Raw genomic sequence first — 16,722 nt, 5'->3', positions numbered from 1 at the left:
ATGAAGAAATCCCCTCAAACCAACAGCTACTCTTCATTAAAGAAGGAAATCAGTCAGCTTCTGATCGCAGGAAGGGAGCAAGCTGGACGAGCTGTAAATACGATTTTGGTACAGACTTACTGGCAAATCGGAAGGCACATCGTGGAGTTTGAACAGGGAGGAGAAGCAAAATCGGAGTATGGTTCCAATCTTCTGGATCGGCTTTCCCGAGATTTGACTTTGGAGTTTGGAAAAGGCTTCGGAAGGTCAAACTTGTTCTATATGAGAAAACTTTACATGGCTTTTCCAAATAGTGGGACGCTGTCCCACTATTTGGGCTGGGGACATTATTATGAAATATTAAAATCCGATAATGAGTTAGAAATCAGTTTCTACACCAAACAATGTGAAAAGGAGAAATGGTCAGTTCGGGAGCTGAAGCGACAAATGAGGAGTATGCTTTTTCACAGATTGGCATTGAGCAAGGAGAAAGATGAGATTCTACAACTTTCCCAAAAGGGTGCGGAAATACAGCATCCAAAAGACCTAATCAAGGATCCATATGTCTTTGAATTTTTGGGCTTAAAACATCAAACAAACTATACCAAAGGTGAACTTGAAACTCAGCTGATCCAGAATCTCCAAGGCTTTCTATTGGAACTGGGAAAAGGTTTTGCCTTTATCGGACAACAATATCGCATCAGTTTGGCCAACAGACACTTTTATGTGGATTTGGTTTTTTACCATAGAATCTTAAAGTGTTTTGTTCTCATCGATTTAAAACGAGGGGAGATTGACCATCAGGATATTGGTCAGATGAACCTATACCTCAATTATTTCAGAAAAGAAGAAAATGTGGAAGGCGACAATCCCCCCATAGGGATTGTTTTGGGAGCCTACAAAGATCATATTTTGGTCGAATACGCCACAGATAATATCAATAATCAGCTTTTTGTCAGCAAATACCAGCTTTACCTCCCAAATAAGGAGGAATTAGCAAAAGAACTCGAACGCCATCTTACTAACAATTAAACTATGAAACTCCGCCTAATCTTTATCCTTTTTGTACTCATCTCCTTCCCTGCCGTCTCCCAAACCTTCACGATGGAAGAGATAGGAAAATTCACCTTCCCCTCCGAACTCACAGCGGACCAAACCGGCACTCAACTCGCCTGGGCTATGTTTGAGCAGGGAAAGCGAAATGTGTACTATGCCAAAGCCCCGGATTTCACTGCTGAGAAACTCACTTCCTTTGACAAAGATGATGGGCAGGAAATCACCGGCTTGCGCTTCTCCCAGGATGGAAATTGGTTGATATTCGTACGAGGCGGAGATCACGGTGGCTATCTATACTCCTCCACTGTGAATGTGGACAATCTCCCTACGCTTCCAAAAGTGGAAATTTGGAAAATCAACCTAACCACTCAAGCAATAAGTATCATCGGTGAAGGCGATGATTTGGTAGTGGGCCCTAGTTCTACTTTGGCTTTTTTGAAAAATGGGAAAGTTTTTACCATCGATCTTGCAAAAGACTTAGAGCCTTCCCAACTATTTGACATCAAAGGCTCCGTCAACTCCATGGAATATTCTCCTGATGGAAAAAGCCTAGCATTCACTGTCAACCGAGGAGGACATCAACTCATCGGAATCTATCGGGATGCAGAGACTCCCATTCAGTTTATCGCACCATCATATCACCGCTATTCCCAGCCCAAATGGTCAGCGGATGGCAGCAAAATCGCCTTTATCAAAGCGCTTGGTGGAACAGGTGCGGCTTTTCCGCTTTTGGAGCCAAGACATGCTCCTTGGGAAATTTGGCATGCGGATGTAGCCATCGGAGAAGCCGAAATGCTTTGGAAAGCTCCTGAGACTTTGAGAGGGTCTTATCGCTATTTCTTTTTCTCTTATCCCAATGAGAACGAATTGGTGTTTGAATCCTACCATGACGGTTGGCAGCACCTCTATAGTTTGGATTTGGAAACGAAAGCTGAGTCCCTTTTGACTCCAGGAGACTACATGGTCGAGCAGATCAAACTCAGCCCCGATGGCAAACGCATTCTTTTTTCGGCTAATCAGGGCCCAACTGAGGCCGACAAAGATCGCAGACATATAGGCTCAGTGGAGTTGGGCAGTAAAAAACTAAATTGGGAAACCAATGGAGAAGGAATCGAAGCCTATCCGGTTGCATTAGCAGAAAATGGTTTGGCTTATTTTTCGGCTTCCGCCAAAAGGCCACACCTAGTCACCATAAAAAAAGAAGGTGAAGCTAAGCTACTTCAAGCCGATTTGCTCCCTACTGATTTCCCTGAGGAAAAATTAGTCACTCCAAGACAAGTGAAATTCACTGCTCCAGATGGCACAACAGTCTATGGGCAACTATTTGAAAAGAGTGGCGGACCAGCCCAAAAACCCGGCGTAGTTTTCGTCCACGGAGGGCCGCAGCGGCAGATGTTATTGGGTTGGAGTTATATGGATTATTACACCAATACCTATGCACTGAACCAGTATCTGGCCGAAATGGGTTTCGTGGTCCTTTCGGTGAATTTCCGCTTGGGAATTGGATATGGCTATGAGTTTCACCGACCTGCCTACGGCTACTATCAAGGGGCAGTAGAATACCAGGATGTGAAGGCCGGAGGAGAATTCTTAGCTAATTTACCTCAAGTCGATGGGGATAAAATTGGAATCTATGGAGGAAGCTACGGCGGCTATCTCACAGCTTTGGCTCTGGCTCGGGATTCGGACTTGTTCAAGGTGGGTGTGGATATCCACGGAGTTCATGATTTGGATGGAAGATACGATCTGCCTGAAGGCTATGAAGTGGCACCGGACTATGAGGAAGCCAAGGAAATAGCTTGGAATTCCTCCCCTATCGCAGATTTGGATACTTGGACTAGTCCGGTTCTTTTTATTCACTCGGATGATGATCGCAATGTCAACGTTTCCCAAACCACCAATTTGATCAGACGCTTTGACGAATTGAAAAAGCCCTACGAATTCATCCTGATTCCAGGAGACACTCATCACTGGATGAAATGGGAAAATATGATTCGTGTCTCAAATGAAACAGCAAGATTTCTCAAAAAACACTTAATGGATTAAGCTATGGCAGAAAATAAAACCCAGCCTACAAATGCTTCAGTGGATGATTTCCTCAGTCAAGTGGAATCCCCCAAAAAGCGGGAGGATGCTTTCCGCATTAAACAAATCATGGAAGAGGTCACTGGAGAAAAAGCCGTGATGTGGGGCGACTCCATCGTTGGATTTGGGCAGTATCACTACAAATATGAGAGCGGTCGAGAGGGGGATTTTCTGATTGTGGGATTTTCACCTCGCAAGACCTCCCTTTCGATTTACCTCCTTGGCTGTATGGAGAAAAGTTTTGATTCGCTTTTCGCCCAACTCGGAAAGCATAAAACCGGAGCTTCATGCCTCTACATCAATAAACTAGCGGATGTAGATGAGCAGATTCTACGGCAATTGATCAAGGAGTCCTATGATTGGATGAAGGCGAACTATCCGACTAAATAAAATATTTTCGTTTTTAGAATTCTTAAATTCATGTCATGAATTGGTTTACCTCTTTCGATATTTCGCCTTCAGCAAATCTCGTTTCCCATCAGTCAAAAATCCTGACTATGGGTTCTTGTTTTGCGCAAGTGATGGGACAGAAAATGCTAGACAGCAAATTTGACGTTTTGACCAACCCGTTTGGGACGATTTTTCATCCTAGCATGCTGGCCCGATTACTGGATCAAACCCTCTTTCAGGACTCTTTGGACAAAGCTGGATTATTAGAACGAGAAGGATTATTTTTTCACTATGGTTTGCATTCGGATATGAATGCTAAAAGCCCCGAAGAACTTGAAAAAAAATGGAATCAACTTACACAAAATACCCATGCATACTTAAAAACTGGCACCCACTTGATTTTGACCTTTGGGACAGCTTGGATTTACGAGCATCAGGATTTTGGATCTGTGGCAAATTGCCATAAGCAGCCGCAAAAGATTTTCGAGAAGAAGCTATCCTCTCTTGAAAAAATGAAAGTGGATTTATCCCATGTCTTCGATAATTTCTCCCAAGTTTTTCCTCAGCTTAACATCATTCTCACTGTTAGCCCCGTTCGCCATATCAAAGATGGTATTCCCGAAAACCAGCTGAGTAAAAGTCTTCTTCGGGTGCTTTGCCATGAATTGCAAAGAAAATTTGAATCTGTCAGTTATTTCCCTTCCTACGAGATCATGATAGACGAATTGCGGGACTATAGATTTTACAAGGAAGATAGAATCCATCCGACGATGGAAGCTGAAAATTACATTTGGGACAAATTCTCCACTACTTTCTTTTCCAAAGAGACTCAAGAAAAAATCTCAGAAATTGGTAAAATACAGCGAGAACTTACTCATCGGCCTTTGAATCCTGAAAGTGATTCTCACCGGAAGTTTCTCAAAAACCTATTGACCAAACTGGAACGATTAAACTCAGAATTTGATTTTTCGAGTGAAGTCCAATCTGTAAAAAAAAACCTCCGAGGGTTTCTACAAAAATAGGTGAGTAAATTTCCTAGAATCCCATTTTAATTTGATCAACCCTCGGAGGGTTTAGCCAAAATTTCTAATTACCATGAACCGCCTCGCCAATTCCCAATCCCCCTACCTTCTCCAACACGCCAACAACCCCGTCGATTGGTATCCTTGGGGACCCGAAGCTCTCAAAAAGGCCGAGGCGGAAAATAAGCCCATCTTGGTTTCTATTGGCTACTCGGCCTGCCATTGGTGTCACGTCATGGAGCGGGAGAGTTTTGAAGACGAGCTGACAGCGGAGCTGATGAATGCCCACTTTGTCTGCATCAAAATCGATCGGGAGGAGCGGCCTGACCTAGACAATATCTACATGGATGCCGTGCAGGCCATGGGATTGCAAGGAGGCTGGCCCTTGAATGTATTCCTGATGCCCAATCAGAAGCCCTTCTATGGCGGCACCTATTTCAAAAATGAGCAATGGACCCGCCTATTGGCCAATATTGGGGATGCTTTCAAAAAACATCCCGATCAGTTGGCTGAAAGTGCTGAGGGATTCGGCAATACACTCAATCGATCAGAAGTCGAAAAGTACGGAATTCGTCCAAGCGAAACACAGGCAAGCCCTAATGACTTAGCAGAGGTCATCACTAAACTTCAAAAGCAATTTGACCCAGAATGGGGTGGAATGAATCGTATTCCTAAGTTTCCTATGCCTGGGGTGTGGAGTTTTGCTTTGGATTATGCCTTGGCTGCTAAAGACATAAAACTTCAGGAAACCGTATTTTTCACCCTTCGGAAAATCGCCATGGGCGGAATCTACGATCAGCTGCGTGGAGGGTTCGCCCGCTATTCTGTGGATGGAGAATGGTTTGCTCCGCATTTTGAAAAGATGCTGTATGACAATGGGCAGCTTTTAGAATTATACGCAAAAGCTTATCAGGTGAATGGAGATTCTCTTTTCCTCGAAAAAATCACCGAAACCGTCAACTGGCTTGAAGCTGAAATGCTCACCGAACAAGGTGGCTTTCATGCCGCACAAGATGCCGACAGTGAAGGAGTGGAAGGGAAATTTTACACTTGGCGTTATTCCGAATTAGAAAAACTTGTCGGAGATGAAATGCCTTGGTTCCGGAAGCTTTATAACCTCAAAATCCACGGGAATTGGGAAGACGGTGTCAATATTCTTTTCCAGACAGAACCCTATACTGCTATTGCTCATGATTTTAAGATCAGCGAAGCTGAATTACTTAAAAAACTCCAGCAAATAAAAGCCAAATTACTGAAAGTCAGAAACGAACGTATTTTCCCTGGAAAAGATGATAAAATCCTTACCGGCTGGAATGCCCTGATGAGTGCAGGATTGATTCAAGCATATAAAGCTACAGGAGAAAAGAAAATGCTCCGACTGGCACTGAGGAATCTTGATTTTATTCAAAAAAAAATGACCCAAAAGGGAGTTCTTTACCGCTCCTTCAAAAATGATCAAGCCTACACGCCTGCCTTTCTTGAGGATTATGCCGCCCTGATCAAAGCCAGCCTGATGGCTTACGAAGTGAGTGGAAAACCGAAGTATCTCAAACTGGGAAAATCACTTACAGACGAGGCTATCAAACACTTTTTTGATGAAGCAGACGCGCTATTTTTCTTCAATAATCCCAAAGCCGAAAAACTCATCGCCAACAAAAAGGAGCTTTTTGACAATGTCATCCCTGCCTCCAACTCGATCATGGCAAGAAATCTCCATCGTCTTTACTTATTGACCTATGAGGAAAAATACAGTGAGATTTCCCAGAAAATGCTGCGCCAAATGCAGGCAATGGTACTAAAAGAACCTGGATTTTTGGCCAATTGGGCGTCTTTGATGCTAGAGTCCGTCGTCCCAACAGCAGAAATCGGGATTGTGGGAAAAGGCGCCAAAAAACTCGCTATGGATTTGATGAAAGCGAGTCCGTCAAATATGGTGGTGGCCTGGTCGGAAAAAGTGACAGAAACTGCCCCAATTTTGAAAGGAAAAACTCCCGATTCGACCCAAAATGCCTTAATTTATGTTTGCTTTGATCATGCTTGTCGCCGACCAGTCAGCAAGGTGGAAGAAGCGCTCGTACAATTGCCTTATTTAACCTGATTCTGTGCAAAGCCTTTTTGGAGAAGAAGATTTCAGCCCCCAGACCGCATCACTTTCTTTTGCTGATGTGATTTTACCGGTACCCATCCCCAGGATGTTTACCTACAAAATCCCCCGCAATCTGCTATCCGAAATTCAGATTGGCGCAAGAGTGATTGTGCAGTTTGGCCGAAAAAAAATTCTAACCGGAATCATCGGAAAGGTTCACAACAAAGCTCCTCAGGCCTACGAAGCCAAACCTATTTTAGAAATCTTAGATATTCAGCCCTCCGTCAATCCTCTGCAAATTCGGTTTTGGGTATGGATGTCGGAATATTATTGTTGCCATATCGGAGAGGTAATGTTTGCCGCATTGCCCTCGGGGCTCAGGCTTTCCAGCGAATCCAAAGTGCAGGCCAACCCCAATTTTGACCGGGAAAATGCCCCCTACCCCATGGATGAGCGCGAGGATAAAATCCTGGATGCACTGGAGCAAAACTCCGAATTAAGCTACGAGGACTGCGAAAAAGTCTTGGGGATCAAAACGATTCATCCCATCCTGAAAAGCTTGGTGACCAAGGAAGCCATTTTGATTTTTGAAAAAGTACAGGAAAAATACACACCAAAAATCGAGACCCGTGTAAGGCTAACCAAGGATTTTGTCTCCGATAGAAAAAGCCTAGAAACCCTTTTTGAGGAACTGGCTAAAAAGCCCAAGCAGGAATCCATTCTCCTCAAATACTTGAGAGATGTTCCAATTTTCCAATCTCCCAAATTGAATGAAAAAGGATTGGACAAGGCTAAACTTTTGGAAGAGGGAGATTCAGAAAGTTCGCTGAAAACGCTGATAAAAAATGGGGTTTTCGAAAGCTTCAAGCAACTCATTAATCGAATCGGCGAGGTGGAACCCGAAAAGGAAGCAGCCAAACTCTCCAGATCCCAAACCCAAGCCGTCCAAGAAATCAAAGGGCATTTTGAAGAGAAAAACACCGTCCTACTCCATGGAATCACGGGAAGTGGAAAAACCGAGATCTACATTCAACTCATTCAGGAAGTACTCGAGAGCGGCTCTCAAGTTTTGCTGCTGCTTCCGGAGATCGCTTTGACGACTCAGATCGTCAATCGTTTACAGCAGGTTTTTGGCTCCAAAATGGGCGTCTATCATTCGAAATACTCGGACAATGAGCGAGTGGAAGTTTGGAATGGTGTATTGAGCGGGCGCTTTTCGTTTGTGGTCGGGGTGCGGTCTTCCATCTTTCTACCCTTTGACTCTTTGGGCTTGATCATCATCGATGAAGAGCATGAGGCCAGTTTCAAGCAATTTGACCCGGCACCTCGGTTTCAGGCGAGAGATGCGGCGATTATGCTCGCTTATTTTCATCAGGCCAAAACCCTATTGGGTTCTGCGACTCCTTCCTTTGAATCCTATTACAATGCTAGCAAAGGAAAATACGGCTATGTACAGTTGACATCTCGGTTTGGAGATTCGGCTTTACCGGAGTTTCACCTGGCTAATCTGGCGGCAGACCGAAAGAAAAACCTACTCAAACTGGATTCTTCCCGCCTACTTCGCGAAAAAATCCAAGAGGCTTTGGGCAAAAACGAGCAGGTACTCATTTTCCAAAATCGCCGTGGTTATTCGCCCTATATTCAATGCGAAGATTGCGGCTGGACCGGACAGTGTGTACAATGTGACGTCAGCCTGACTTACCATCAGTTTGCCGAGGAACTCCGCTGTCATTACTGCGGGTACAAGGAAAAAGTCCCGAGCTCCTGTCCTGCCTGCGGTAGCACCCAACTCAGCACCATGGGCATGGGAACAGAGCGAATTGAGGAATCGTTGACTTTACTTTTTCCCGAAGCTCGGATGGGGAGAATGGATTTGGATACGACTCGAAGCAAATATGGCTATCAGCGGATTTTGGATGAATTTGGGGCCGGACAGATTGATATTTTGGTGGGGACACAGATGATTACCAAAGGCTTGGATTTTGGCCGGGTGACGGTCGTGGGTATTTGGGATGGAGACCGGATATTGAATTTTCCGGACTTCCGAGCCGGAGAGCGCGCCTATCAACAAATCACTCAGGTGGCTGGAAGAGCAGGCCGAAGAGCTGAAAAAGGGCAAGTCATTATTCAAACTCGAAATCCGGAACATTCACTTTTTGAAAAAGTACTCAAAGGTGATTATGATGAGTTTTTCAGACAGGAGCTGATTGACCGGAAGAAATTTTTTTATCCACCATACGTCAAACTGGTGAAAATCACCACCCGACATACCGATTTCAAAAAAGGGGAAAAAGCAGCTATCGCCCTCCACCGAGAGATGGCCAAAATACCTGTGAAAAAGATTGTCTTGGGACCCGAAAAAGGGCTGATCGGCCGCATCAAAAATCAATATCAGTTTGAAAGCCTGATCAAGCTCGAGCGATCCGGAGCTACCCAAACCCTCTTCAAAGAAAAACTCGGAGAAATACTGCAGGAATTACAAGCTATCCCTGACTTCCGATCAGTTCGCTGGATCGTGGACGTAGACCCAAGTTGATCCACAACTGACTGATTTTGAATGGAATTCCCTTAAGCTCTCCAAAACTTATTTACCCGTAGTAACTCCCGAAGAACTCGTCCGCATGCTACCTTCTGACTGAAATTGAATAAAACCTAAGACATCATCATAGCCTTTACTCCATGTCCAGAAGTACTGAGTGATCATGGGAATATGTTTGGTTTTGGGATAAAAGGAATAGGTCAAATCCACTCCTTTTTCCTCAGCCTTATCCCGAAAACGCTCCACCGTCAAGCGAATACCGGGGTAGGTTCGCTCCCCCTCCATTAGCAAGAGCGGCACTTCACTTTCATCCAAAAAGTAAATTGGAGAATAGGCTTTCCAAACCTCAGGATCAGCAGTAAAGGCATCATAATTGTCTTCAGCATTATATTTTGCTTTTCGCTCAGTCAAAAACCAATACCAGTCCAAACCTGCCGGATCATTCAAAATGGCTCCTTTGATGGGATTGGATCTGCCAAGTTCTTCCCATGACTCTTTTTTGATCGCTGCTAGAGCTGCTAAATGTCCTCCCGCCGAATGCCCGGAAATAAAGATTTGATCCGGATCTCCGCCGTAGTTGGATATATTTTTTTCCACCCAATCCACTGCCAAGAGGGTTGCCCTTTCCATATCATCCACTTGATAATCAGGCGCCAAAGGGTAATCGATAATTACAGTCACTACCTCTCGGCGAGCGAGCCTATTTCCCATAAAATCATAAATCTCCTTTCTGCCCTTATTCCAGCTACCCCCATGGATAAATATCAAAACCGGAAGACTCGAGGCTTTCCTGGGTGAAAAAACATTCAACTCTTTGGCAGGTAGGTCATAGGAATTATCAGCTTCGATGTAGGGAATATTCTTTTCCCTAACCACACCTTTGAAAGCGCATGACTGAATAGAGAACAGCAGAATAGCTGGCAAAAACAGAAAATAATTTTTCATCCTTGAAGAACCGTGATTAGAATCCTTTGTTTGATTTGAATTTGTGAGTAAGTTGACAATTATCATGAAAATCCTGCTAAAAACAGCTTTCATTTGGTAGACATTCTTTTCAGCAAAAACATGAACCGTTCAAACCTTCTAAGCATCCTGGCATTTTGGAGCCTATTCTCCTGTATGTCAGCCGAGGAAGAAACCACCACCCCTTTCATTAGCGACATTACCGAATCTGTCTATGCTTCAGGCAATATCAAAGCCCTAAATCAATATGAAGCTTTTGCAAATGGGACAGGACCTATTCAGGAGATTTTTGTCCAAGAGGGTGATTTGGTAGAAGTAGGAACCCCCATCTTGGCGGTGTATAACGAAAGGGAGCGATTAAGCAGGGAAAATGCCGAATTGGCTCAGGCATTTGCTGATTACCAACAGAATCAAAGTAAGCTCCGGGATCTTCAGTTGGCCATTGATTTTGCCAAAAGCAGGTTGCAAAATGACTCACTACTCTATGCCCGTCAGCAAAATCTCTGGAAGCAAAATATCGGAACGATTGTGGAGCTGGAGCAGCGAAAACTGGCCTACGAAAACTCTAAAAACAACTATCAGTCAGCACTGCTTCGATATCAGGATGTGGAGCGTGAGATTGAGTTTAACTCCCGAAGTGCCGCCAAGTCTGCTGCCATCAGCCGGGCCTTAGAAAGTGACTTCGTGCTCAAAAGCCAAGTGAATGGTCGAGTCTATTCTCTTCCTAAGGAAACAGGGGAAATGGTGGGACCGCAAACAGTGGTGGCTGTCATTGGTGATGCTGAAAAATTTATCATGGAGTTACAAGTGGATGAATATGACATTGCCAAAGTAAAACTCGATCAGGAAGTAGTGGTGAGTATGGATAGCTACGCAGGCGAAGTTTTTGAAGGAAAGGTGACGAAAATCTATCCCTTGATGGACACCAAATCCAAGAGTTTTCAGGTAGAGGCTACATTCACCAATACCCCACCTTCCTTATACCCTAATCTGAGTCTAGAAGCAAATATTCTGACTTCTGCTGTTGAAAATGCGCTAGTTATTCCTAGAAGTTACCTGATTGGCGATTCAGAGGTGATTCTCTCTGATGGAGATACGGTCGCTGTTAAAGTGGGGATCCGAAACTTCCAGTATGCCCAAATTCTGGAAGGAATCACTGAAAGCACCCAAATTATCAAACCATAAAAGATGAAGTGGTCGCTGATTTTTGAAATTTCCACAGCCTTGATGCTAGCCCGATTCAAGCAAACGGCCATTGCGGCTGTAGGTGTACTTTTCAGCATCACCATGTTTGTGGCCTTGCTGGGATTTATGAACGGGCTGAATACCATGCTCGATGGGCTGGTACTCAATCGCACGCCACACATCCGCTTTTACAATGAAATCAAACCCAACCCCAATCAACCTATTGATCAGAAGGGAGAGTTTGCCGATGCCTGGAATGTGATCCGATCCATCAAGCCTTCTACCAGTCGCTTAGCCATTCACAATGCCAGTAAAATCATTCAGGACTTGGAGGAGGACCCACGGGTTTTGGGGGTCAGCCGAAAGATCTCCTCGCAGGTCTTTTTTAATGTCGGCACCATCGATCTCACCGGCTTGGTTAATGGTATAGATGTGGAAAAAGAAACCCAACTTTTTGCATTTTCAGACTATGTAACGGCTGTAAATCTGGAAGAATTGGTTCAAAACAATACCATTATACTCGGTAAAGGACTGGCAGATCGCATGCTCGCTGATATCGGTGATGTGATTCAGGTTACCACCTCCCAAGGCAATCGCATCCAACTAAAAGTGGTCGGGTACTACCAATCCGGATTGGGAGACTATGACAATGCCAATAGCTTTGCCTCCATCGCCACTGTACAAAAAATGCTGGGGGAGCCTCCCTCCTTTATCACCGATATCCAGGTAAAACTCAAAAACCTCGACCTCGCGCCCGCCATGGCACAGGAACTAGAGTCCATTTATGGAATCGATGCGGATGACATACAGACGGTCAATGCGCAGTTTGAGACGGGAACCCAAATCCGTTCGCTGATTAGCTATGCGGTGGGAATCACCCTTTTGGTCGTTTCTGGATTTGGGATTTACAATATTCTCAATATGATGATCTATGAAAAGCTGGACACGATCGCCATATTGAAGGCTATTGGTTTTAGCGGTTCGGATGTCAATCGGATTTTCATCACCATCGCCTTGACTATTGGATTGGTAGGCGGGACTTTGGGATTGCTCTTTGGTTTTTTGGCCTGTCTCGGGATCGATCAGGTTCCTTTTGAGACAGAGGCTCTCCCGACGATCAAAACTTTCCCGGTGGACTACAATCCGCAGTATTACCTTATCGGAGGAATATTTAGCATTATCACCACCTACCTGGCCGGGTATTTTCCAGCAAAAAAAGCCAGTGGAGTAGATCCCGTAGATATCATCAGAGGAAAATGAGTAAGACAGCAAAGACGGTTCTACAAGCCGAAAATATCGACAAATACTTTTACAGCCCAGTGAAGAATCAAGTACTCAAGCAGGTCTCCTTCACCATCAATCGGGGTGAATTCGTATCGGTGGTCGGCAAATCAGGCTGTGGAAAATCTACACTGCTCTACATCCTATCTACCATGGACACAGATTATCAAGGCAAGCTGCACCTGGATCAGGAATTAATCAGCGACAAAAACCATGACCACTTGGCACGTATCCGAAATGAAAAAATCGGATTTGTGTTTCAGTTTCATTATTTACTGAATGAATTTTCCACGTTGGAAAATGTCATGATTCCAGGCTTAAAGCTAGGTAAGTACTCCCGAGAAGAGCTCGAGCACCGTGCGATGGAAAAGCTAAAAATATTCGAAATGGAAGAACATGCGCTGAAAAAGGCCAATCAGCTTTCCGGAGGTCAAAAGCAACGGGTAGCCATTGCCCGGGCCTTGATCAATGATCCTTTATTGATTATGGGCGATGAGCCTACCGGTAATTTGGACAAGAAAAACTCCGATATTGTCTTCAATAAGTTTAAGGAACTGGCTGAAGAATTCAACCAAACCATGCTGATCGTCACCCATGACCCGGAATTTGCCGAAGGCACTCATAGAACGATCGAAATGGAAGATGGAAAAATCATTAAATCATAAAAAATCCCTCTCATGAAAAAACTATCCTACTTTTTCCTATTTCTCTTTTGGATAGGAAGTTTCTCGCTGACCTCAGCTCAAAGTCGACTTTCTCCAGAGCGATTGTCCCGTTACGATCTCTTTCTTGAAAAGGAGATTTCCCAAGGTAAAATCCCCGGAGCAGTCGTCCTGATTTATAAAGATGGAGAAAAAGCTTATGAAAAAGCTTTTGGTATGAGCGATATAGAAGCTCAAAAACCCATGCAAACCGACCAGATTTTTTACATCCAATCCATGACCAAACCTATTGCAACCGTGGCTTTGATGATGTTATATGAGGAGGGGAAATTTTTCTTGACAGACCCAGTCGAAATTTATCTACCGGAGTTTGAAAACCTAAAAGTGCTCATCAATCCGGAAGATGGAAAGGATGGCCCCACCGAAGCCGCAAAGCAAAAAATTACCATCGCTCAGATTTTAAGTCATACAGCTGGCTTTACCCATGGATTAGGAAATTCAAAGCAAGAGGAAGCAGTCAGAGAAGCCCTTTACATGCAAGCCCATGAATCTATTGAAACTAGAGTAAAAAGCTTGGCAAGTATCCCCTTGCTCGGACAGCCTGGGGAGCAGTGGTATTATTCTGCCTCTCCGGATATCGCGGCTCGTTTGGTGGAAGTTTTTTCTGGGATGAGTTTTGACCAATTCTTACAAAAGAGACTATTTGATCCACTCGGTATGAAAGATACAGGCTATAATTTGACCGAGGAACAGTCCAAAAGAATGGTGGCCCTTCATGGGTACTCGAAGGAAGGAGACTTAATCAAAATGCCCAATCAGACACCCATTAATGGAAATAAGGTATTTGGAGGAACTCATGGGCTATTTTCTACAGCGCAAGATTATTCGATTTTTGCCAGAATGCTATTGAATGGAGGAGAATGGAATGGCAAGCAATATCTCAGTCCAAAAACAATTGAACTGATGACCCAAAATCATATAGAAGGGCTTCAGTATGATCCGGGATATGGGTTTGGATTAGGATTTGGAATCATGGTCGACTTGGCTGATGCGGATATGTTAGGATCTGAAGGTCAGTATTTTTGGAGTGGAGCTTATTGCACTTACTTTTTTATAGATCCTAAAGAAAATATGATATCATTCCTGATGACTCAAAACAATCAGTATAGCAATTATTATAGTAATAAAATGAGGCAAATGGTCTATCAAGCAATCATCAAGTAAACCAAAAGGCCTTTGAATATCAAGGGCCTTTTAGCTTTTAATACAATTCTAAACAGCATCCTAATTCTCACATTCTTCGATAGACCTGTATATAGTTATAATCCAAGACTGTACAATCAATCTTTGTGTACAACGCAATTATGGACTGGAGCGAATTATTTAAACTTTGCCAATAGCAAAATAGGATTATCGCTATCCTCAAGCTGACTAAATACCGATCTCATTTTATCAGGAAAACTCTCCACAGGCTTGTTGTCCATAAACACGGCGGCAGGATCTACTACTCCAATGAAATATCCATCAGAAGTATGAGTAAAGGCAAAGTTTGGAGTCAGGGTAATATCATTCTCAAAACTCAAAAAATCAAAGACTTTAGAGTTATTGGTCTCCTTATTTCGCACTGCGAAGAAGGGTGACATGGAACTAAAATAAAATACCAGTTGATGGGAATCATTTTCTAGGTAAAGCTGATTCACCGAATAGTTACTAGTCAGATTTTCCAGCTCATCGTCATTAATGGCTTTATCTCCCCAATTTTGTTTCAGAGAAAAAGCCTTATCTCCATGGTCTATAAACAAATGAGGCACAGGAAAACCGTTCTTTTCGATTTTAAAGATCGTATCGTTCAAAAACCTCCTGTAAAGTAAATCGCCATTTGGAGTCTTAATGAGTGGATACAGAATGATTTGGTCGACAAATCGACTTCGGTATGGAAAAAATGATTGCATTTGGCCAAACTGCTCATCCGTCGTCACTAGGTTTGATGAGGTCCCCCCGTCGATCATCGCAAACCCATGATCTTGATTAGGTTCTATCCTAAACCCGGAGATACCAGTACGCTCACTTTCGACAAAATCACCTGCCAACGTGTATTTCAGGAGATTGTCTGGATTATCGTAGATGAAGATGAAACCGTCTTTCAAGAAAAAATCGACCGGATTTCTATACTCCCCGGGTCCTTCTCCAGTTTTTCCGATTTGTTGCAAAAAATTACCAGAAGAATCAAACACTTTGATACGAGCCTCTGAAAAACCATCCAATATGTAAATTTTATCTTCGTGTAGGACGACCTTATCGATTTTGGAAACTAAAGATTCTGAAGAAGTCTCTAACGGAATCAGTAAATAGTCCGGATGGACGATTTCTGACAATTTTTCACTGGATGAACTACCTGCGGATATATCCCAGCTCGTCATGTTCAGCTGGGACTGATCTACGTTTTGGCAGCTTGTAAATAAAGTCAGAAAAAAGGCGGGGGCTAAGAGGTATTTTTTTTTCATGGGTCAAAAGAAGAACAAGGCGTTTGCCCTACTCTATTAAAAATTTAACAGTTTCTAGTTACGTCACCACAAGAACAAAGACTACCATCACCATTGGTAAGACAGGCTTCATAGGTTCCCTGAAACAATCCGCAGGAAGCTCTCTTCCATTTGCAATCTCCTCCAGGGCCCTCGAGTCCACCTTGCGCGGATGCGCCAATCGGCAAAGACATAATGTAACCTAATGCAATAAAGGCAAGTACGATTTTTAATTTAGCTAGTTTTTCTATAGTTGTAAATGATTAAGTGTTGAAAATAATTAAATGAATGGTTGATTCTAAAAAATCGTTTTCAAACCTCCAAATTACTTAGGGTCAGAGACTTGAAATTCTTAAAAAAGTACAAGCTGAAAAACGGATTTTTTCCGGAATATTCTTCTGAATTTTTAGTTTGCCCACCCCCTTTATCCCTTAGTTTATTCGGTGATATCTTAAACTAATAAAATAAACTATCGAATTTCAACTATTTTTAATTTAATTTTGATTCTTGGAAAAATCATACGTACATCTTAGGTTTTCAGAATTAAAAATTGAGCCCCCCTAAGCGTAGTATCCTTTAAGCATCTCGGAAGTTTTTGGGTGCTGGGTGGAGGTACTATCTTTCTAAACAAGAGTTTTCTGAAAATTTTTACCTTTACAATACCGGAGAGGAAGCATACAGTGATCGTTCACTTGGATGTTTACCTTGTGTAGTGCCGACTCGATCGGCACTACTTTTTTCAGCTTTTGCAAAGCTGACCGGAGAGGGAAGCTCCAGTTCCTGTTCTTTGGATGTTTGTGGTTGATAGTTCTGGTTAAACGGCGTGTTGGTTTTCCATAATGCGTAGATGGTGGTTAGGAGTTTCTTTTGGACAGCTACATAGCTTTTCATCTTTAGTCCATGCTTTTCAAAGGTTCGATTGAACAGGTTGTAGAAGGGCTTGACCTGATAT

At 43.4% G+C, this 16,722-nt stretch carries 12 protein-coding genes and 1 pseudogene; 10 read left to right on the top strand and 3 right to left on the bottom strand.

Annotation, left to right across the window (positions count from 1 at the left end):
• The 6 genes from BLQ57_RS02150 to priA all read left to right on the top strand — a co-directional run bounded on the left by BLQ57_RS02150 (position 1) and on the right by priA (position 9,154).
• A complete protein-coding gene (locus tag BLQ57_RS02150; protein WP_087939522.1) occupies positions 1 to 1,011 on the top strand; it encodes a PDDEXK nuclease domain-containing protein in 1,011 nt (336 codons plus the stop codon).
• Positions 1,012 to 1,014: 3 nt separating this feature from the next.
• On the top strand, positions 1,015 to 3,081 hold the full coding sequence (locus tag BLQ57_RS02145; protein WP_087939521.1) for a S9 family peptidase: 2,067 nt from the start codon (positions 1,015 to 1,017) through the stop codon (positions 3,079 to 3,081).
• A gap of 3 nt (positions 3,082 to 3,084) precedes the next feature.
• Positions 3,085 to 3,510, top strand: a complete 426-nt coding sequence (locus BLQ57_RS02140) for a DUF1801 domain-containing protein (RefSeq protein ID WP_087939520.1) — start codon at positions 3,085 to 3,087, stop codon at positions 3,508 to 3,510.
• Positions 3,511 to 3,545: 35 nt separating this feature from the next.
• Positions 3,546 to 4,532, top strand: a complete 987-nt coding sequence (locus tag BLQ57_RS02135; protein ID WP_087939519.1) for a GSCFA domain-containing protein — start codon at positions 3,546 to 3,548, stop codon at positions 4,530 to 4,532.
• A 73-nt stretch (positions 4,533 to 4,605) separates the two neighbouring features.
• The gene (locus BLQ57_RS02130) at positions 4,606 to 6,630 is read left to right on the top strand and encodes a thioredoxin domain-containing protein (protein WP_087939518.1); all 2,025 of its coding nucleotides are present in this window, start codon (positions 4,606 to 4,608) and stop codon (positions 6,628 to 6,630) included.
• Between the two features lie 4 nt (positions 6,631 to 6,634).
• Entirely contained in the window at positions 6,635 to 9,154 is a 2,520-nt protein-coding gene (gene priA / locus BLQ57_RS02125) for a replication restart helicase PriA (RefSeq protein WP_087939517.1), read from the top strand.
• A 48-nt stretch (positions 9,155 to 9,202) separates the two neighbouring features.
• Here priA and BLQ57_RS02120 read toward each other — a convergent pair whose 3' ends face one another.
• A complete protein-coding gene (locus BLQ57_RS02120) occupies positions 9,203 to 10,102 on the bottom strand; it encodes an alpha/beta hydrolase (RefSeq protein ID WP_087939570.1) in 900 nt (299 codons plus the stop codon).
• A 120-nt stretch (positions 10,103 to 10,222) separates the two neighbouring features.
• Between BLQ57_RS02120 and BLQ57_RS02115 the strand changes: the two genes are divergently transcribed.
• The 4 genes from BLQ57_RS02115 to BLQ57_RS02100 are packed head-to-tail and all read left to right on the top strand — an operon-like array spanning position 10,223 to position 14,472.
• Positions 10,223 to 11,305, top strand: a complete 1,083-nt coding sequence (locus BLQ57_RS02115) for an efflux RND transporter periplasmic adaptor subunit (protein WP_087939516.1) — start codon at positions 10,223 to 10,225, stop codon at positions 11,303 to 11,305.
• 3 nt (positions 11,306 to 11,308) lie between these two features.
• Positions 11,309 to 12,565 carry an ABC transporter permease gene (locus BLQ57_RS02110; protein ID WP_087939515.1) on the top strand — a complete coding sequence of 419 codons (1,257 nt, stop codon included), beginning with the start codon at positions 11,309 to 11,311 and terminating at the stop codon, positions 12,563 to 12,565.
• Positions 12,562 to 13,251, top strand: a complete 690-nt coding sequence (locus BLQ57_RS02105) for an ABC transporter ATP-binding protein (RefSeq protein ID WP_087939514.1) — start codon at positions 12,562 to 12,564, stop codon at positions 13,249 to 13,251. The genes BLQ57_RS02110 and BLQ57_RS02105 overlap by 4 nt, the downstream gene beginning before the upstream one ends.
• Positions 13,252 to 13,263: 12 nt before the next feature.
• On the top strand, positions 13,264 to 14,472 hold the full coding sequence (locus BLQ57_RS02100) for a serine hydrolase domain-containing protein (protein WP_087939513.1): 1,209 nt from the start codon (positions 13,264 to 13,266) through the stop codon (positions 14,470 to 14,472).
• Positions 14,473 to 14,627: 155 nt separating this feature from the next.
• On the opposite strand, the gene BLQ57_RS02095 is transcribed toward BLQ57_RS02100, so the two are convergent.
• A complete protein-coding gene (locus BLQ57_RS02095) occupies positions 14,628 to 15,752 on the bottom strand; it encodes a 6-bladed beta-propeller (protein WP_087939512.1) in 1,125 nt (374 codons plus the stop codon).
• Positions 15,753 to 16,424: 672 nt separating this feature from the next.
• Positions 16,425 to 16,722, bottom strand: a pseudogene (locus tag BLQ57_RS21085) (hypothetical protein); the annotation flags it as partial.

It is taken from the genome of Algoriphagus faecimaris (assembly GCF_900101705.1).
Lineage (GTDB): Bacteria > Bacteroidota > Bacteroidia > Cytophagales > Cyclobacteriaceae > Algoriphagus > Algoriphagus faecimaris.
This window is presented reverse-complemented; position numbering and strand designations above follow the sequence as displayed.